Annotated in this window: 18 protein-coding genes and 1 tRNA gene; 10 read left to right on the top strand and 9 right to left on the bottom strand. The window is 70.6% G+C overall.

The annotated features are described in order from the left end of the window. Positions 1–52: 52 nt before the first annotated feature. From BLR46_RS05995 to BLR46_RS05970, 6 genes are read left to right on the top strand one after another with little or no spacing between them, the layout of a single operon-like run. The gene (locus BLR46_RS05995) at positions 53–805 is read left to right on the top strand and encodes a DeoR/GlpR family DNA-binding transcription regulator (RefSeq protein ID WP_176761685.1); all 753 of its coding nucleotides are present in this window, start codon (positions 53–55) and stop codon (positions 803–805) included. After that, entirely contained in the window at positions 802–1,464 is a 663-nt protein-coding gene (locus BLR46_RS05990; RefSeq protein ID WP_093249932.1) for an HAD family hydrolase, read from the top strand. The genes BLR46_RS05995 and BLR46_RS05990 overlap by 4 nt, the downstream gene beginning before the upstream one ends. Beyond that, the gene (locus BLR46_RS05985) at positions 1,461–3,005 is read left to right on the top strand and encodes a beta-N-acetylhexosaminidase (protein ID WP_093249931.1); all 1,545 of its coding nucleotides are present in this window, start codon (positions 1,461–1,463) and stop codon (positions 3,003–3,005) included. The genes BLR46_RS05990 and BLR46_RS05985 overlap by 4 nt, the downstream gene beginning before the upstream one ends. Before the next feature lie 19 nt (positions 3,006–3,024). Then, on the top strand, positions 3,025–4,290 hold the full coding sequence (locus BLR46_RS05980) for a glycoside hydrolase family 125 protein (RefSeq protein ID WP_093249929.1): 1,266 nt from the start codon (positions 3,025–3,027) through the stop codon (positions 4,288–4,290). A gap of 1 nt (position 4,291) precedes the next feature. Continuing rightward, complete coding sequence (locus tag BLR46_RS05975) at positions 4,292–5,005, top strand: MgtC/SapB family protein (RefSeq protein ID WP_218118367.1); 714 nt, start codon at positions 4,292–4,294, stop codon at positions 5,003–5,005. Positions 5,006–5,063: 58 nt separating this feature from the next. Further along, the gene (locus BLR46_RS05970; protein WP_093249926.1) at positions 5,064–5,567 is read left to right on the top strand and encodes a GNAT family N-acetyltransferase; all 504 of its coding nucleotides are present in this window, start codon (positions 5,064–5,066) and stop codon (positions 5,565–5,567) included. A 111-nt stretch (positions 5,568–5,678) separates the two neighbouring features. Here the strand turns inward: BLR46_RS05970 and BLR46_RS15055 are convergent, their stop codons facing one another. The 4 genes from BLR46_RS15055 to BLR46_RS05955 all read right to left on the bottom strand — a co-directional run bounded on the left by BLR46_RS15055 (position 5,679) and on the right by BLR46_RS05955 (position 8,454). Further along, a complete protein-coding gene (locus tag BLR46_RS15055; RefSeq protein WP_176761684.1) occupies positions 5,679–5,825 on the bottom strand; it encodes a hypothetical protein in 147 nt (48 codons plus the stop codon). A 207-nt stretch (positions 5,826–6,032) separates the two neighbouring features. Beyond that, complete coding sequence (locus tag BLR46_RS05965) at positions 6,033–6,725, bottom strand: LmeA family phospholipid-binding protein (RefSeq protein WP_218118366.1); 693 nt, start codon at positions 6,723–6,725, stop codon at positions 6,033–6,035. Between the two features lie 110 nt (positions 6,726–6,835). Continuing rightward, positions 6,836–6,911: transfer RNA gene (locus BLR46_RS05960), tRNA-Lys, on the bottom strand. Positions 6,912–7,002: 91 nt separating this feature from the next. After that, complete coding sequence (locus BLR46_RS05955) at positions 7,003–8,454, bottom strand: DUF222 domain-containing protein (protein ID WP_093249923.1); 1,452 nt, start codon at positions 8,452–8,454, stop codon at positions 7,003–7,005. Between the two features lie 189 nt (positions 8,455–8,643). Here BLR46_RS05955 and BLR46_RS05950 point away from each other — a divergent pair, with 189 nt between their 5' ends. Beyond that, positions 8,644–9,534: a Gfo/Idh/MocA family protein gene (locus BLR46_RS05950; protein ID WP_093249921.1), complete on the top strand. Its 891-nt coding sequence runs from the start codon at positions 8,644–8,646 to the stop codon at positions 9,532–9,534. Positions 9,535–9,540: 6 nt separating this feature from the next. Here BLR46_RS05950 and BLR46_RS05945 read toward each other — a convergent pair whose 3' ends face one another. After that, positions 9,541–10,518, bottom strand: coding sequence for a YeiH family protein (locus BLR46_RS05945; RefSeq protein ID WP_218118365.1), 978 nt, complete (start codon positions 10,516–10,518; stop codon positions 9,541–9,543). Then, positions 10,515–11,633: a cytochrome P450 gene (locus BLR46_RS05940; RefSeq protein WP_093249919.1), complete on the bottom strand. Its 1,119-nt coding sequence runs from the start codon at positions 11,631–11,633 to the stop codon at positions 10,515–10,517. The genes BLR46_RS05945 and BLR46_RS05940 overlap by 4 nt, the downstream gene beginning before the upstream one ends. 121 nt (positions 11,634–11,754) lie before the next feature. On the opposite strand from BLR46_RS05940, the gene BLR46_RS05935 reads away from it, so the two are divergent. Then, positions 11,755–12,462: an AzlC family ABC transporter permease gene (locus BLR46_RS05935; protein ID WP_093249917.1), complete on the top strand. Its 708-nt coding sequence runs from the start codon at positions 11,755–11,757 to the stop codon at positions 12,460–12,462. Then, positions 12,455–12,775 (top strand): branched-chain amino acid transporter permease, encoded by a 321-nt coding sequence (locus BLR46_RS05930; RefSeq protein ID WP_245701545.1) that lies wholly within the window; start codon positions 12,455–12,457, stop codon positions 12,773–12,775. The genes BLR46_RS05935 and BLR46_RS05930 overlap by 8 nt, the downstream gene beginning before the upstream one ends. Here BLR46_RS05930 and BLR46_RS05925 read toward each other — a convergent pair. Further along, entirely contained in the window at positions 12,698–13,675 is a 978-nt protein-coding gene (locus BLR46_RS05925) for an alpha/beta hydrolase (RefSeq protein ID WP_218118363.1), read from the bottom strand. The genes BLR46_RS05930 and BLR46_RS05925 overlap by 78 nt on opposite strands. 382 nt (positions 13,676–14,057) lie before the next feature. Between BLR46_RS05925 and BLR46_RS05920 the strand changes: the two genes are divergently transcribed. Next, positions 14,058–15,248, top strand: coding sequence for a DUF1611 domain-containing protein (locus BLR46_RS05920; RefSeq protein WP_093249915.1), 1,191 nt, complete (start codon positions 14,058–14,060; stop codon positions 15,246–15,248). Positions 15,249–15,254: 6 nt separating this feature from the next. Here the strand turns inward: BLR46_RS05920 and BLR46_RS05915 are convergent, their stop codons facing one another. Further along, positions 15,255–15,830, bottom strand: a complete 576-nt coding sequence (locus tag BLR46_RS05915) for a DUF488 domain-containing protein (RefSeq protein WP_093250739.1) — start codon at positions 15,828–15,830, stop codon at positions 15,255–15,257. 35 nt (positions 15,831–15,865) lie between these two features. After that, positions 15,866–18,199: a glycoside hydrolase family 65 protein gene (locus BLR46_RS05910; protein WP_218118362.1), complete on the bottom strand. Its 2,334-nt coding sequence runs from the start codon at positions 18,197–18,199 to the stop codon at positions 15,866–15,868. Positions 18,200–18,283: the final 84 nt, after the last annotated feature.

The following is an 18,283-nucleotide window of genomic DNA, read 5'->3' as shown; positions in this document are numbered from 1 at the left end:
CAAAGTGAGCAAAGGTGCGCAAACTCAGCCAAATCTGGCTATGCTCTGCGGCATGATTCCAGCCCTGCGCCACCAGAGCATCATGAGCGCATTGCGCGAGCGTGGGGGCCTCTCCGTGGGAGAGCTGGCCCAGGTGCTCGAGGTGAGCCCTTCGACGATCCGGCGGGACCTCAGCCTCATGGAGGACGAGGGCATCCTGCGCCGGACGTTCGGCGGCGCCGTGCTGTCGCCGGAACGCGACGACCCGATCGACGAGGTCCGGCTCGCGAACGCCGACGCGAAGCGACGCATCGCCGTCGCGGCGGCGGATCTGGTCGAGGACGGCATGACCGTCATCCTCGACGTCGGCACCTCGGCCCTCGCCGTGGCGCACGAACTCCTCGGGCGTTCCCTCACGATCGTGACGGCCAGCGTCCCCGTGTTCCTGTTGTTCGCCGAGGAGCCGGCGGCCCGGCTGCTCCTGCTCGGCGGCGGCTACCGCAGCGACTACCGGTGCACGTCGGGGCACATGACGGAGGAGGCGCTGCGGGAGGTGCGCGCCGACCTCTCCTTCATGGGGTGCAGCGGGATCGCCGGCGACGGCATGACCCGCGACACCACGCTCGACCAAGTGAGCGTCAAGCGCGCCATCGCCCAGTCCAGCAGCGCCAACGTGCTGCTCGCCGACGCCACCAAGTTTCCCGGGAAGGGCTCCTACGCCGTCCTCCCGGTCACCACGATGAGCCACATCGTGACGGATCTCGACGACCTGGGCGACCTCACCGAGACGCTCGCCACGGCCGGAACTGGAGTGCTTCACGTATGACCGATTCGCTTGCCCTGCAGACGCTGCCGCCCCGTGCGGCCGCCGTGTTGTTCGACATGGACGACACGCTCGTCGACTCCGAGTTCGCGTGGTTCGCCGCCATCGAGGAGCTTTGGACCGAGGCCGGTGGTGACCCGTCGGGGAGGGGCATGCTCGGCGGCAGCCTCGCCGACCTGACCCGCGAGTACGTGGCCGAGTACCCCTCCGCGGACGAGGCGGCCGTGGAGCGGCGCCTGCGTGAGCTCCTCGCCAAGCATCTCGACGGTGCGGTCCGGCCCATGCCCGGCGCGCCGGAACTGCTCGGGCGGCTGAGCGCCATGATGCCGATCACCATCGCGTCCAACTCCCCGTCCGACATCGTCGCCCAGGTGGTGCGCGCGCTCGGCTGGGCGGGACTCTTCACCGCCGCCCTCGGCACGGAGGACGTGGCGGCGCCGAAGCCGGCCCCGGACCTGTACCTGGCCGCCGCAGCGGCCTGCGGCGTCGACATCGCCGACTGCGTGGTCTTCGAGGACTCGCCGGTGGGGGCCGCCGCCGCAAGGGCTGCGGGGGCCTTCGTCGTCACCGTCGGTCCTGCCGCCGTGGGGCTGGGGGACGTGGCCGTCGGCTCCCTGCTCGACGACGCGGTCGCGGGCTGGCAGCCGGAGGTCATCCGATGAGGCTGCTGCCCACCCCGTCGGTGGTGCGATGGGGGACGGGGGAGTTCGTGCTGCCCGACCCGCTGCCGATCTCGGGGGGCGGGCCCGCCCGCGGTGTCCTCGCCGAGCGACTGCTGGTGGCTGCCGGTGTCCGCTCCGCGGGGGCCGCCGCGGGTGAGCGGGGCGTCCGGTTCGAGGTCGACGCGTCATTGGAGGCGGAGGCGTACCGACTCACGGTGGACGAGCACGGTGTGCGGATCGTCCACGGCGACGATGCCGGCGCGGGCTGGGCGGTGCAGACGCTCCTGCAACTGCTGCCGGTGTTCGTGCACGGGCCGGGGCCGATGGAGGCGGCGGACCTTCGGGTCCCCTTCGTGGAGATCGAGGACCGGCCGAGGTATGCCTGGCGCGGGTCGCTGGTGGACGTCGCCCGGCACTTCCTCCCGATGGAGGGGCTGTTGAAGCACCTCGAGGTGATGGCGATGCACAAGCTCAACGTGTTGCACCTGCACCTCACCGACGACCAGGGCTGGCGTCTGCCCGTCGCCAAGTACCCGTTGCTCACGGAGGTCGGGGGCTGGCGTCCGGGCACCCTGCCCGGCCACCAACCGCCGCCCGACGAGAACGACTGCGACGACTTCCCGCAACACGACGGCCGGCCCCACGGCGGAAGCTACACCGTCGAGGAGATCGGGCGGCTCGTGGCGCGTGCCGGCGAGTTGGGCATCACCGTCGTCCCGGAGGTGGACATGCCCGGCCACATGGAGGCGGCCATCGCGGCGTATCCGTGGCTCGGGGCGTGCGACCACGTGCGGCACCCGCGCACGTGTTGGGGAATCTCGGAGCACGTGCTGCGGCTGTCCGAGGAGACCCTGCAGTTCTGTCGTGACGTGCTCGACGAGGTGATGCGGCTGTTCCCCGGGTCACCGATCCACGTGGGTGGCGACGAGTGCCCCGGCAGCGAGTGGCTGGCCGATCCCGTGTCCCGGGCGACGATGGCGGAGGTCGGTGCCGACGGCCCGGCCGCCGCGCAGGCCTGGTTCGAGCGCGAGGTCTGCCGCCACGTCCTCGACGCGGGGCGCCGCGTCATCGCCTGGGACGAGGTGCTCGACGGTGGCGTCCCCGAGGGCACCACCGTCATGGTGTGGCGCGACCGCCGCTCCATCCAGCGGGCGGCGCGGCTCGGGCACGACGTCATCGCTGCGCCCGGAGACCTCACCTACCTCGACCACAGCCAGTTCGACGGCGACGGCCATCCCCTCGCGATCACCGGACCCACCACCCTCGCCACCGTGGCGGGGCTCTCCGAGGAACTGGACGCGGTCGACGGACCCGAGGCCGCGCGCCTGCTGGGCGGCCAGTTCCAGCTGTGGACCGAGTACATCCACGACTGGCGTCGGCTCGAGTACTTCGCGTGGCCGCGCGGCAGCTCCATCGCGCAGCAGCTCTGGGCCGGCCACCCGGCCGAGAGCGGCCACGTCGACGGCCTCGGCCGCCACCTCGACCGGCTCACCGCCGCGGGCGTGAACTGGTGCCGGCCGCCCCGGCACGAATCCCACTGAATTCCAAGGAGCACTGATCATGCGTCCCATCACCAACCCTGCAGGCGAGCCCCTCCTCGCCGCTCTGGACCTCTGGGCGGCCCGCATCCGCGACGCGGTCGGCGAGACGGCGGCGGAGCGATTCCACAGGATGATGCTCGACACCTGGTGCACGACCATGTCGCGAAACGGCGACGGCATGTTCGTCATCACGGGCGACATCCCGGCCATGTGGCTCCGCGACTCGTCGGCCCAGGTGTGGCCGTTCCTGCGGCTCGTCGACGTGCCGGAGGTGGCAGGGACGCTGCGCGGGATCGTTCGGGAGCAGTGGCGGTGCATCGCCGTCGACGCGTACGCCAATGCCTTCAACGCCGGCCCCACCGGCGCACACTTCGACCCCGAGGACCTCGACCTCGACCCGGGGGTGTGGGAGCGCAAGTACGAGATCGACTCGTTGGCGTTCGCCGTCCAGTTGGCCCACCGGCTCTGGCGCGCCACTGGCGACGCGGGACACCTCGATGAGCAGGTGCACGACGGCTGCCGCGCCATCCTCGAACTCTGGCGGCGCGAGCAGCGGCACTTCGAGCTCTCCGACTACCGCCACGTGCGTGACTCTGAGCCGTGGGACACCCTCGGGGAGGACGGTCGGGGCACACCCGTCGCGGTGACCGGTATGACCTGGAGCGGCTTCCGGCCCTCCGACGACGCCTGCACCTACGGTTACAACATCCCTGCCCAGCTCATGGCCGTCATGGCGCTGCGGCTGGTTGCCGAGTTCGCCGGGCACTGGGGTGACGACCAGCTGGGCTCCGACGCCCGCGCACTCGCGGGCGAGATCAGTGATGGCGTCGAGCGCTTCGGAATGGTCGACGGACGGTTCGCCTACGAGGTGGACGGTCTCGGCGGCGTGTTGGAGATGGACGACGCGAACATGCCGTCGCTCCTGTCGCTCCCACTGACGAGTGACATCCCGGCCGAGGACGCGCGCTACCGTCGCACCCGCGAGTGGGTGCTCAGCGACGAGAACCCCTTCCATCACCGCGGCGCCCATGCCGAAGGCATCGGCAGCCCACACACGCCGTCGGGTTACGTCTGGCACATCGCGCTGGCGGTGCAGGGTCTCACCGGGTCCGTCGAGGAAGGCCGCCGCTGCCTCGAGACGATACTGGCCACCGACGGCGGCACCGGCTGGACACACGAGTCCTTCGATCCCGACGACCCCACGCGGTTCACGCGACCTTGGTTCAGTTGGTCGAACTCGATGGCGTGCGAGCTGATGATGCGGCTCGTCGACGAGCGGGACTGACGTGGAGCTCTTCGCCGGCCTCGTCGACTGGTCGAAGGTCCCGCTCCAGTTCGGGCTCGTCGGTCTGGCGTTCTTCCTCTGCTCCCTCATCGGGATGGAGCGGCAGTTCCAGCACAAGTCGGCGGGCATCCGCACGCACGCGCTGGTGGGGCTGGGCAGTTCCGTGTTCACGCTCATCTCGGTGGAGGGTTTCGTCGGGCTGGCTGAGTACCACGTGACGCGCGACCCGTCGCGCATCTCGGCGCAGATCGTCTCCGGTATCGGTTTCCTCGGCGCTGGCGTGATATTCGTCAACCGCGACGTGGTTCGGGGGCTCACGACTGCGGCGTCCATCTGGCTCGCTGCTGCCATCGGCATGGCCTGTGGCGCGGGGTTGTTGCCGCTGGCGATGTTCGCGACTGTCCTGCACTTCGTCGCAGTGCTGGTCATCGCGCCCCTTGCGCGGTTGATTCCCCGCGCGGGGGAGCGCTCAACAGTCGCCGTCACGTACGAGGACGGTCGCGGTGTTCTCCGGCAGGTGCTCGCCGAGGCCGCGGCGCTCGGCTGCGAGACGACCCTGTCGAGCACGAAGACCGCGACCACCGATGGAACCCGGATGGTGCGGGCAGAAATGCGGTTCCGCTCTGGACCGGCGTTGCGCGACGTGATGGCGCAATTGGCCGACGTGCCGGGCGTGGTGGGTGTGGAGCTCGCCGGGCGGAACGACGAACTCTGACGCTTGAGGCTCCTCCGTGCCTATTGACGGGACCCCACCAGTGGCGCAGTCTTTGCGCATGAGCTGGCTTCCTGAGGACTGGCAACACCCGACTCGACTCGACCTCGAGACGGGGCACCATCTGAGGCCCATCCGCGAGAGCGACGCGGAGGTGGACTACCCGGCCGTCATGGGCTCCCGTGAGCGGCTCTGGGAACGTTATGGCGAGGCCTGGGGCTGGCCGCCGGCGACGATGACGCTAGAGCAGGACCGCGAGGACCTGGCGCACCACGAGCGCGAGATCGAGGCGCACGAGTCCTTCAACTACGCCCTGTTCGGCGACGAGGCGGAGCCCGAGCTGCTGGGCTGCGTCTACATCGACCCGCCGGCGAAGGAGGGTGCGGACGCGGAGATCTCCTGGTGGGTGGTCGACGAGCTGGTGGGCAGCGAGGTGGAGGAGACGCTCGACGAGGCGGTGCCGACGTGGGTCGAGGCAGTGTGGCCGTTCGACAACCCGCGGTACGTCGGCAAGGACATTTCCTGGAAGGAGTGGGTGGCCCTGCCTGACCGGCGGATGACGTGAGGCCTACGAACGCAAACAGCCGGGGAACGTGAAACACGTTCCCCGGCCGCCCGCTGCCGGCGGTGCCGTCCGCTTGCCGGACGTCGCCCACGCGGGCTCGATGCTACGAAGCTAGAAGACTCGACGTCGGGTGCCGCCGATCGGCACGAGATTCAGGATCAGTCCGACGATGATGAGGATGATTCCGATCGTGATGACGATGCTGGGGACGTCGAGCAGTAGTCCGACGAGCAACAGGATTACACCGAGGGTGATCATGCGACTCCTCCTTCTTGTTGGGCCGGCGCCAGCGGACTGTGCCGACGGTCAATAGGTTTTCACCGTAGCCGCCGAGGGGTTCGTTTCGAGCAAGTTCCGTAGCGGGAGTGGGAATCAGCGTGCCGAAAAACGGTTTCCTGAGAGCGGTTCGGGGGCCGGCGTGGTCATGGGAGTGGCCACTCGCGGTCCGGAGGACATCCGGGCTCCCTACGATCCGGCGGCCGCGAGTATGACGTCCTCACCGGAGAGGGATGCGCGGAAGCCATCCCGCTGGACCTCCACGTGGCGCAGTTCCAGGTTGGGGGGCAGCCCCTCGATGGGCTGCTCTATCGTGACCAGCTCGCGCACCAGCGTGCCCAGCGTGCGGGACAGGATCTCCGGCCCGCCTATGTCGATCGACCGCGGTTCGACCACGAGCAGGCCGGCCCGTACTCCCACGCTGCCCGTGGCGACGACGTTGAAGCGGCGGCCGAACGCCTCCACCGACCGTTCCACGGCTGCCTCCCCGTTGTCGGCGGCCCGGACCGTGCTCCCGCCACCGAGCTCGGTCGCGACCTCGTCGAACGGCACCGTGGCCTCGACCTCCAGTCGCTCCACGATGAGCCCGTCCGGGCCCGAGCGTGCGCCCTGGCCCGTCGCCACGACGTCGCGAAGCGTCGAGTCCGGCAGGAGGACCAGATCCGACTGCAGGTCGAGGTCACCGATCCATACCTCGTCGACGTCCAGGTCCTCGGGCGGTGGGGCGGTCCACGTCGCCGACGGGGAGGCCGACGGCGCCGGAGCGGCGTCTTCTCCCGCCGGCTCGGAGACCCACCACAGGAAGGCGACCATGGCGACGACGAGCAGCAGCAGCATGCTCAGGGCGCCGAAGAGCCACCAGACAACGCGTGTTCGAGTCATGGGCTCCAGTGTGCCGGGAGGCGGGGGCCGCTATCGGGTCGCGCGGACAACGTGGTGCCGAAAAGCAATTGGCCCCCGACCTTGCTGGGAAGGTCGGGGGCCAGTTTCGTTGGTACACCACCAGGGACTCGAACCCTGAACCCGCTGATTAAGAGTCAGCTGCTCTGCCAGTTGAGCTAGTGGTGCGCGAGGAGAAACATTACAGCGTTCTGGCTCGGAAGATCAAATCGCGTGACTCGTCAGGGCAGCGCGCATCCATGGCTCCGCTTTCGCGGAGTCAGGCTGCGGCGTTGGTGAGGGTGTGTTGGGCGATGGCCCAGGCGATCAGTTCGGGTTGGAGTGGCTTGTCCCAAGCCGGGTGGTCCGGTGGTGGGTCGGGGCTCCGGTCGGGTTCGTCGGGGCTTCGAGGCGCTCCTTCGTCGCTCCTCAGCCACCTGGGCGGGTCGTCGTCGCTCCTCAGCCACCATGGGTCTCGGGGAAGGGCGCCGATGCGGATGGTGCCGGTGGCGGTGACGAGGTACTCGTAGCCGGCGGGGGAGCGCCAGTGGAACACCCCCGGCTCCGGCTGGGTGAGTCGCCAGCCGCCGTGGGTCTTCGCCCGGTGGCTCCGTCGCGACAGTGGGCCGAGGTTGTGCATGCCGGTCTGGCCGCGGGTGTTGCCGTCGAACCGGTAGGGCTCGGTGTGATCCAGGTCGCAGCCGCGGGCCGGGCGGGTGCCGTAGGGGAACACGTCGACAGGGTTTCGGACCTGCAGGGCGAGGCGCATCGCCGCCGACGGCTCGTACCCGTCCAAGGCGCTCAGCGTGGCGGGGTCGAGGACGGGCCGGACGGTCACCGCCGAGCCATTGAGGAACTCGGGGAGGTAGTCGGTGAGGATGGTGCCCCACCGCTCGATGCGGGCGGCGCCGGTGCCGTGGGTGAGGTCGTTGGCGTCGACGTGCACGATGAGCTCGACCGGGAGGGCGTGCTGGCCGAAGGTTTGGCGGGCGAGGATGCCGGCGGCGGTGGCGCGGCGCTGGTCACGCCGGTACGTGGCTTTGTGGCCGTCGGTGGCGTCTTCGAGCCACTCCGGTAGCTCGGGGGCGGGCAGCGTGGCCGCGATCGAATCCAACGCTTCGTCGAGGGCGATGCCGTCTTCGGCGGCGAGCCGGCCGTTGAGGGTGCAGTGGCCGTCCTCGATCTTGCCGATGTGCATCCCGCGGGACTGGCGCGCGTTGGCTGCTTTGGTGGCGGCGTGGGTGGGGTCGGCGTCGATGATCCACGCGGGGAGGTGGTGCATGATCCGCGTCCAGGGCCACAGCTGCAGGGCGTGGGCGGTGCGGCGGTCGATGACCGCGACGGCCTCGGCGGAGAGGTCGCTGCAGGCTTGGACGATCTTGGCGGCCTGCCAGAACCAGACGGTGCCGGCCAGGAACGCCTCCCACAACGCCGGGTGCCGGTGGCGGAGGTCCAACACCTGCCCGACCTGCCAGAGCGCGGACTCCGGGGAGACACCGAGCAGGCCGGCGAGTTCGTGGGCGAGAAACTCCCCGACCAGCGGGGTGCCGTCGGAGCCGGCTTGGATCTCTTGTTCGGTGACCGCCCAGATCGCGTTCTGGTCGACCTTGTAGAGTTCGGCGGCACGCAGCAGGGCGATCTTCTCCGCGACCTCCGCCGCGCGTCGGTGCTCGTGTGCGTGCGCGACCGCGGCGAACGCGTCTGCGCTGGTCATCGGCACCATCTCGAACATGTGAACAATTCTACGGGCCACCACTGACAAGGGAAGGGTTCGGTGACACCTGTGGATAACTATTTCCCGAGCCCTCTCGACCGCCGGCTCCTGACGCAGAGCGCACCGGATCTTTGGCGGGAATCAGCGAGAGGGCGGACCCGCCTGCCCTAGGGTCGAGGCGTCGACCCCGAGCCCCGAGGAACCATCTTGAAGATCGCCATCGCCGGTCTGGCCAACAGCCACCCGTTCACCGACGCGCAGCACCTGCGCGAACTGCGTGAAGACGTGAGCTTCCTCGTCGCGGATCCTGATCCGGAACGGGTGGAGCGCTTCCTTGCGGAGCAGCCGGGTTCGCTCGCCCTGGCCACGGTCCAAGAGATACTGGAGCACTCGCCGTCGGCTGCAATCGTGACCGTGCCGCCGCCGTCGGTGGGCGACATCGTCGAGGCCTTCCTCGACGCCGGCGTGCCCACCTACGTCTGCAAACCGGCGGCGGTCACGTCGGAGCAGCTCCGACGGCTGGAAGGCCTGGTGCAGGGCCGCGAGCACCTCTTCTTCACCACGTCCATCCTGAGGTACGCGTCGGCGGTCGCGGCGCTGCCCGACGACGTCGGCTTCGCGCACGTCGTGGCCGAGCACCACATCGACTACTGGCGCGAGCCCGCCTCGCGCTGGCAGGACGACCCGCAGGTCGGCGGGGGGTTGGTCCCCATGATGGGCGTCCACGCCTTCGAGCTGCTCGAGCTCCTGCTGGGTCCGACGATGCGCGTCACCTCCTGCATCACCACCCGGATCCGGGACGACGGCGTTCTCGCGAGCCCCGACGTCGCCAACGGCACCGCCGCGAACGACTACGGGCTGCTCGCCTCCTTCGAGGTCGACGGGCTGGCCGAGGGCCAGCGTTACGCCATGGAGCTCAGCACCGACGAGTCCACGGAGCGCGTGCAGCTGGGCGAGGGTGACGACCCCTACGGATCCATCACGGTGGCACGCGCCGTCGCCGCGATGGCGGAGGGCGCGCCGAGCCCCCTGCCGTGGGAGCGCACCAAGGCGGTCCTGCGGGCAGTGGTGGAGGCCAGGGCCTACGCCGAGGCCTGAGGTGGCTCAGGCCAGCAGCAGGACTCCGCCGAGACCCACGGCACCCACGACCGTCGTCGACGCCGCACCCAGCACCAGCGGCTTCGAGCCGACGCGCTTGAAGATCGAGGCCTTGACCCCCGTGCCGAGGGCGAACATCGCCGCGGCCAGCAGCGCGGTCTGGATCCACTTCACGACGTCCAGCACCGGGGCGGGAACGATCTCGACGGACCGCAGCGCCACCATCGCGATGAAGCCCGCGATGAAGAGCGGCACGATGGGCGGCAGCTTGGTCTGCAGCCCGGCCATCGTGCGGCGGCGGCGCCAGCTGAGGACGGCCATCACGGGGGCGAGCATCAGCACCCGGGCCAGCTTCACGACCACCGCGGCGCTCAGTGCGGCCGCGGAGATGCTGCCGCCGATCGCCACCACCTGCGCCACCTCGTGCACGGAGGCGCCGGCCCAGAGGCCCGTCGTCAGGTCGTCCAGCCCGAACAGTCGGCCGAACAGCGGCACGAGCGGGATCACCACGGTGCCGAACAGCACGACCATCGCCAGCGCCGTCGCCACGTCCTCCTCCTCGGCGTCCACGACGCTTCCCGCGGCCGCCACCGCCGCCGCACCGCAGATGGAGAACCCGCTGGCCATCAGCAGCGACTGCATCGCCGTCATGCCCATTCGGCGTCCCATCGCGCAGGTCGCGAACATCCCGATGGTCACGACCGCCACCACCACCACGATGGTCCCGAGCCCGAGCGCGACGATGTCGCCCACCGCCAGCTGCAGGCCGAGCAGGACGATCCCGATCCGCAGCAGCCGCTTCGAGGCGAACTGCAGTCCGGGTGCGAGCGACGCCGGAAGCCGGAGCAGGTTCGCCGCGAGGATCCCGAGCAGGATCGCGACGAGCAACGCGCTCAGGACTGGCACCGCGGCGTTGACCAGCATCGAGACCACCACGGCGAGAGCGGACGCGGCGAGGCCCGGGACGAGGTTCCGCGCCCTCACCGGAAGATCACGGGGAGCGTGTCGTAGCCACCGACCGGCGTGACGGCCCGCTTGGGAGCGCCCGCCAGTTCGATCGTCTCGAACCGGCGCAGCAGCGCCCGGAACAGGACCCGGAGCTCGAGCAGCGACAGCTCCTCACCGGGGCAGTAGTGGGGGCCGACGCCGAACACGAGATTGTCCTCAGCGTGCGCGACCTCGTCGAATTCCTGCCCGAACGTGGCCTCGTCACGGTTGGCCGACGTCCAGTTGAGCCGGACGCGGGCACCCTCGGGGATGTCGACGCCGGCGACGGTGACGGGGCACGTCGTGACCCGGCGGTTCGAGACGAACGGGTTGTCGATGCGCAGCAGTTCGGCGATGATCGCCTCCACCTCGGCGTCGGACCCGCTGCGGATACGCTCCGCGAGCCGCGGCATGCGGACGAGCCCCTCGAGGACGACGCCGATGCACAGCGCCATGGAGCCGAGGTCGCCCCCGGTCCAGTTCCGCAGGATCGACACGAGTTCCGCGTCCTCCAGCGGGCGCCCCAGGAAGTCGTCGCGGACCAGCTCGGCGGTCACGTCGTCGATGGAGGGGTCGGCGCGTCGGGGGGCGATCACGGAGGCGATGATCCCGTCGAAGTCGGCCGCCACCTTCGCGGTCTGCTCGCGGTCGCCGGACGCCGAGGCGTGCTGGTTGTCGATCACCCACTGCACGAGCGTGGGGTGGAGGTCCTCGGGCCAGCCGAGCCACCGGGTCATGGCGCGCACCGCGAAGGTTGCGCCGAGCCCGCGCACCGCGTCGACCGTCTCGTCCGCGGGCAGCTCGGCGACGGTCTGTTCGGCGACCTCCGCCACGAGCGGCTCCAGTTCGACCATGCGGTCGTGCGACAGGTACCGGTCGATCAGCGCACGGAAGCGACGGTGCTCGTCGCCGTCCAGCCCGTTGGGCAGCTGGAGGTGGGCGGAGACCCGGGACGAGAACGTCTCGGGGTCGGTCGCCGCCGCGACGACTTCCTCGTGCCCGAGCAGGATCCATTCGTCCTTCACGTTCCGCACCACCCGGGCGGTCGGTCGAATGGCATCCGTGAACTCCCGGATGTCCTGGTTGTGGGCGTCGTAGCGCGTCTCGGTCATCAAGCCTCCAAAGTTTCCCGGCTCAGCCTACTCACGGTGGTTCCGCGGCGGCCCCCACCCCGGGGTCCCACCACTCGGTCCCGGTTTGGCCCCCGCCGGCCCGCGGGCGAAGATGGTCCATATGCACACCGCCGCCCTGCCTGCCTCTCGCCGTCGGGACTCCCTCGACGTGCTGAGGCTCTCCCTGGGCGGCGGGCTGGGTCTCGTGCCGCTCGGGGTGGCCTTCGGGATGATGGTCGTCCAGGTCGGGATGCCGTGGTGGATGGCTCCGCTGCTGTCGGTCGTGGTCTACGCCGGCTCGGTGGAGATGCTGCTCGTCGGGCTGCTGGCCTCGGCCACCCCGGTCCTGACGATCGTGCTCATGACACTGTTGGTCAACTTCCGGCACGTCTTCTACGCCTTCAGCTTCCCGCTTCGTCTCGTGCGGCACCCGGCCGCCCGCGCCTACAGCATCTACGCACTCACCGACGAGACCTACGCGATCGTGACGGGCCACCCATTGGGCTGGACGCAGCGCCGACTCGTCACGCTGCAGGTGGCGCTCCAGTCGTACTGGGTGCTCGGCGGAATCCTCGGCACCGCGCTCGCGGGGCTGCTCCCCGCCCCGATCGAAGGGCTGGAGTTCGCCCTGGTGGCGCTCTTCACCGTCCTCGCCCTGGACGCCGCCCGCAGCCGGGAGCAGATCCCGTCCGTGGTGCTCGGCGGGCTGAGCCTCGGCATCGGCATCGTCGCGGTCCCGGGGGCCTCGCTGCTCACGGCGCTCGTGCTCTTCAGCCTCGGCCTGTTGGGACGGCACCTCCTGTCGCGTTGGAGGCAGTCGCTTGCCTGAGACGACCTACCTGGTGATGGCACTGCTCGGCGCCGGCGCCGTGACGCTCGCGCTCCGGGCGCTGCCCTTCGCGGCGCTGCGGCCGCTGCGGGAGTCGCCGCTGGTGCGCAACCTCGGCATCTGGATGCCCGCCGGCATCCTCACGATCCTCGCGCTCGCGACGCTGGCCTCCGCCGCGGCGGGGGAGCGGCTCGTCGCCGCCCTCGTGGCGATCGCGGTGACCGTGGCGGTGCACCTAACGCTGCAGCGGCGCTCGCTCCTGAGCATCGCGGCCGGCACGATCACGTACGTCCTTCTCGTCAACTGGGGCTAGCGGCCACAGCGCCCCCGCCAAGGTGTCCATCAGCTGGGAGAATCCGGGCTCCTCGACGGGGAAGTGGCCGGCTCCTTCGAGCATCACCAGACGCTTCTGGCCGCGGACGCGGTCGAGGAAGCGCTCGCTGATCTCGACGGGTGTCCAACGATCCTCTCCGGGATGCACGAGCAGCACGGGTGGCCCGTCGTACTCCTCGGGAGCGACGATGGGGCCCGCGGCCAGGAAGGTGCGGAACCACCCGAGCGGCATCGACCTGCGACCGCCGCGCCGGTCGTGGACGACCTCGGTGGCGAGCCCATCGTCGTTGGCGATCAGTCGCATCGGCGCCACCCACTGCATCGGCAGCGGCACCCATGACAGCGGGCCGCGGGCCAGCTTCAGGAGCCGTCCGGCGATCCTGCCCAGCCAGGGTCGACGCGTGATCGACTCCAGCACGACGGGGTCGGTGGTGTCGAGGAGGCAGGTGGCCACGACCAGCGACCCGACTCCGGTGGAGGCGGCGGTGTCGTAGGCGAGCATCCCGCCCATGCTCGCGCCGAGGAACGCGAGCGGCCGCCCGTCGTCGATGCGGCGGGCGAGGAAGGCGAGCGCCCCCCGCCAGTCGTCGTAGGTGACCCGGCCGTCGTAGGGAGGGATGCTGCGCCCGTAGCCGGGGAGGTCGACGGTCGTGACGTGGGCGCCGAGCGCGGCGACGTGCGCGGCGATCGGCCACATGGCGGCGGCGTTGCCGCCGGCGCCGTGGATGAGGAGGACTCGGACGGGGGCGTGGGGGTCGCCGACGTGCTCGACGTGCAGGCGCCATCGCCTCCACGTGACGGTCTCCGCCACCCGCCGCGTCATGCACGGCAGCGGCGGGACGTACGGCTCGTAGCGTCGGTCCCGAGAGCTGAGGGCCATGGCATCACTCTACGCGGCGCCTCCGGCCCGGTCCGCGGCGGGGCCGCCTACACAATCGAATCTGCGTGCTATTTCCGGCGTGTCCGGCGAGTCGGCTTGACCGGCCGTCGAAATCTGTCAGACCCCGCTGGGAAGCTCTAGTTGGCCACCGGATTGGGGGCCGTTCCTTGGGGGGACGGTCGGGCCCCGGGGACTCGTTTCCCGGGGCCCGATTGTGGACCGGTCGTGCCCCCTCGCGGTGCGGTGCGAGGCGCTGGCGGAGCCGCGACGCACCGGCGTTTTTCGTTCCCGCCCCCTGTTGGGCATCATTGCCTTGCCCGGCGTCCTCGTCGACGCGGTCACCGCCCTTTTCACTCCGCGTACGGATCCTGGAGAACACCTCATGACCACCACCGAAAGCGTCGACCTCGTACGCGAGATCACCATCACCCTCGAGCGCAAGAACCGCCATCTCAGCGGCGAGCCGGCGGAGGGCATCCTGTTCGAGGGCGTGGAGCAGGTTCCGCTGGAGCCGCGGCGGCTGCGTCGGGCCAAGAAGTCCTACAACGCCCGCGAGCTCTGGAACCACCTGAAGGAGACCAACGGCGACGGCTACCACCTCGTCCGCGGCACCGACGTGGAGCCCCAGCCCGGCGACTTCGTCCTCGCGCGCGTCACGACGATCGGCCAGCACAAGCGCCTCGAGTCGCACAGCTCCCGCCGCCGGCACCTGTTCCACGGCGACGAGATCATCGTCGCCTACGGCAACCGCTACGCCCCCGACCAGTTCCTGGCCGAGGTGCCGCGGAACCTCAACTACACCAACCTGGTGGCCGCGGGCGGCATGGCCGGCCGCGTCATCGACAAGCACGCCTCGATCCTGCCCGCGACGGTGATCGAGCCGCTCGGTCTCATCGCCGACTCCGAGGGCATCATCAACATGAAGCGTCTGGCGCCCGCTCGGGTCCGCCCGTGGCGCGACGCGCTGGCGGAGTTCGAGGCATTGGAGCAGCGCCCGACGGTCTTCATGGTCTTCGGGTCGTCGATGAACTCCGGGAAGTCGACGACGGTCGGCTGCCTCGTCAACGGCCTCAGCAACGCCGGCAAGATCGTCAACGCGGGCAAGGCGACGGGCACCGGCGCGGGCAATGACGCCGGCCTGTTCAACGACGCCGGCGCCGACCGGGTCATGGACTTCACCGACTTCGGCCTCGGCTCGACGTTCAAGCTGTCCTTCGAGCAGGTCAAGGACATGGTGTTCTCCATCGTGGCCACCCTGGCCGATGACAGCCCGGACGTCGTCGTCGTGGAGATCGCCGACGGCATCTACCAGGGTGAGACCTCGTCGCTGGTGAACGACGCCGACTTCCGGGCGCTCACCGACAAGGTGCTCTTCGCGTGCGGCGAGGCGCTGAGCGCGGCCGCGGGCACCGCCCTGCTGCGCGAGGCGGAGCTCCCGCTCGTCGCCGTCTCCGGCCGTCTCACGGCGTCGCCGCTGGTCACGTCGGAGGCCCGCGAGGTGGTGGACGTGCCGATCATCCAGACCTACGACCTGTGCCTGCCCGAGGTGGCGTTGGAGGTCCTGGCGTCCTGACGCCGGCTATGGCCCGGCGACGCGGTCCCACAGGAAGCCGTCGTCGGTGGGCCGTGCGCCCTCCGAGGGCGCGTGAGGCCGCTCGCTGCCGTCGGGCATGAGGTGGTGCACGGCGAGGCCGTGGCCGAGGGCCGCGACGTCGGCGATGATCCGTCGGTGGCAGCGCCACCACACCGATTCGGAGCACATGACCGCGACGCGGTGGCCCGACGCCTCACCGACCACCTCGGCCAGGGCGTCGCGGAACTCGTCGGTGCGGGTGTAGGCCGCGTAGGCGCGGAAGGCCTCCACCTGCCACCAAGGGTCGGGCGACTCCTCGCCCTTCGGGAGGCGACGTCGACCGCCCAGCCGCGGCTCCCACCGGTACGCGATGCCCTCCTCGGGCAGCCAAGCTTCCAGGGCCTCGCGCTTGACGTCGGGATTGTTGCGGCTGCCCGGGAACCTGCGCACGTCGACCAGCCGCTCGATGCCGGCGCCCTTCAGGAGCGCGGCGAGGTCCTCCCGTTGCAGCGGGCCGTGGCCCACGGTCAGCAGCGTCACCGTCGCCTCCTCGTCGTCGTCCGGAGAGCCCAGCCTAGGCATGCCCACGGTCACGCCGACGCCGGGCGTTCAGGCGTTCAGGCCAGCGGCTGCCTTCCCGCGGGCTGTGCGGGCTCCCGCAGCAGGGGAGATGGGGCGCGCAGCGGCGCCCGGGCAGGGGAGTCGGGTGCCACCCGCAGGAGGGCGCCGTCCACCACCACGTCGACGGGATCGTCGCCGCGCAGCATGCTGACGGTCGTGCCGTCGCCGGTGGTCTCCACGCGGAGGAGACGCCCCCGCCAGGCCACCCGGAAGCAGGTCCGCGTCAATTCCGACGGCAACAGCGGCGCGAGCTCCAGGTGCTCGGCGTCCTCGCGCAAGCCCCCGAGGCCGGCGCTCAGCGCCAGCCACGTGCCCGCCACCGACGCGATGTGCAGGCCCTCGTCCGTGTCGCCCCGCAGGTCGCGGAGGTCCGCCATGGCGCTCTCCCGCAGGTAGCGATGCGCGAGATCGGGGTGCTGCGCCTTGGCGCAGACCACGGCCTGCACGCTCGCCGAGAGCGACGAGTCGCGCACCGTCCGCGCCTCGTAGTAGGCGAGATCACGGGCGACCTCCTCGTCGGTGAAGTCCTCGCGGCACCACCACAGGGCCTGCACGAGGTCAGCCTGCTTGACGACTTGGCGCCGGTAGAGCTTCGCGTAGTGCTCGTGGTCCTGCAACGGATAGGCATCCGTCCTGTCCTCGAACCGCCACTCCCGGTACGACGTGAAGTTCGAGTTCGCGGGGTGCACTCGTTTCCCGGGGTCCCAGGGGACGTGGGCCGCGGCGGCCGCGTCGCGCCAACGCCCCAGCTCCTCGTCGTCGACGCCCAGCGCGGCGGCCCGATCCGGCTGGCGCTCGCAGGCCTCCGCCGCCCGCACCAGGTTGCGCCGGGCCATGAGGTTGGTGAAGACGTTGTCGTCCACGACGCCCGTGTACTCGTCGGGCCCCGTCACGCCGAAGATGTGCCAGGCGCCGTCGGTGTCGTGGTGGCCGACGGACATCCAGAGCCGCGCCGTCTCGACGAGGATCTCGAGAGCGCCCAGTTCAGGGGCGGTGTCGCCGGTGACGTTCCCGTGCAGCCAGAAGGCGCGGGAGAGGTCCGCGTTGATGTGGATGGCGGCGGTGCCCGCGGGCCAGTACGCGGAGGTCTCCCGACCGTCGATCGTGCGCCAGGCGAAGGCGGCGCCGTCGACCCCGAGGAGTTCGGCCCGTTCGCGGGCGGAGTCCAGCGTGGAGGCCCGCCACCGCAGCAGCCGGCCGGCGGCGTCGGGGAAGAGCAGCAGCAGCGCGGGCACCACGAAGCCCTCGATGTCCCAGAAGGTGTGGCCGCTGTACCCGAGCCCGGTCAGGGCCTTCGCACCCATCGGTGCGTCGGCGATGCAGGCCGAGCTGGTGAACAGCGTGTAGACGCAGTACCGCAGCGCCTGCTGGAGCTCGGGGTCACCGTCCACCTCGACATCGGCGCGGTCCCACAACTCCTGGAGTTCTGACCCCTGGTCGGCCACGAGCCCCTCCCAGCCGCGGTCGACGCCGGAGGCGAGGACGGCCCGCGCCGACTCCAGCAGCGAGTCGGCGTGCCCGTCGCGCGACCAGACCTGCGCGATGAACTTGTCGATCCCGAGCGTCTCGCCGGCCTCGAGGTCGGCGGTCATCGTCGTCACGAGTTGGTCGATGCCGGCCTCGTCGTGGATGTGGCCAGCGCCGACGACCACGTGCCGCACCGCGGCGGCGATGGTGATGCCGGAACGACGGGTGCGCGCGGCCATGGCGCCGCCGGCGTCGTCGCAGCCGACGTCGAGCGTCTCGAACGGCCGCTCGAGCGCCTCACCGACCCGGGGGTCGGCGTTCTCCACCTCGGGGGTGTTCGTGCCGAGGGCCAACTCGGAGCGGACCGCGACGTGGGCGGGCCCGTCGAGGGCGCGCACCTCGTACCGCACGGCGCACAGCGAGCGTTCGCGCAGGGATGCGAGCCGCCGGGACCGCAGCTCCATCGTCGTGCCGGACGGGGTGCGCCATCTCAGTAGCCGGTCGAGGACGCCCTCCCGGAGGTCGAGGGAGCGCTCGTGGGTCTCGGGGCCCAGGGTGCGCACGTCGAGCGGAACCCCGTCGACGACGAGGCGCAGCGGCGTGCCGTCGGCGACGCGGATCATCACTTGGCCCTCGGGAGGGTCGCCGTAGGCCTTCTCCGGGTAGGCCAGCGGGTGGGTCTCGAACACCCCGGACAGGAATGTGCCGCGGGTGCCGTGCGGCTCCACCTCGTCTAGGGTCCCGCGCATGCCGACGCAGCCGTTCGACGTCGTGAAGATCGACTCGCTGACCGGGAGCGCCTCCAGGTCTACGCGGGGCTCGCGGATCACCCAGGGATCGACGACGAAGGTGGGTGCGACCACGCGGAACTCCTCTATCGAGACACGTTGTGAGCCGATGATAGAGCGAGAGCCGATGCACCTGGTCCGGTGCATCGGCTCTCTCTT

This window comes from Tessaracoccus oleiagri, assembly GCF_900103275.1.
GTDB lineage: Bacteria > Actinomycetota > Actinomycetes > Propionibacteriales > Propionibacteriaceae > Arachnia > Arachnia oleiagri.
Note: the sequence above shows the minus strand (reverse complement) of the source record. Positions and strands in the feature narration are given on the sequence as shown.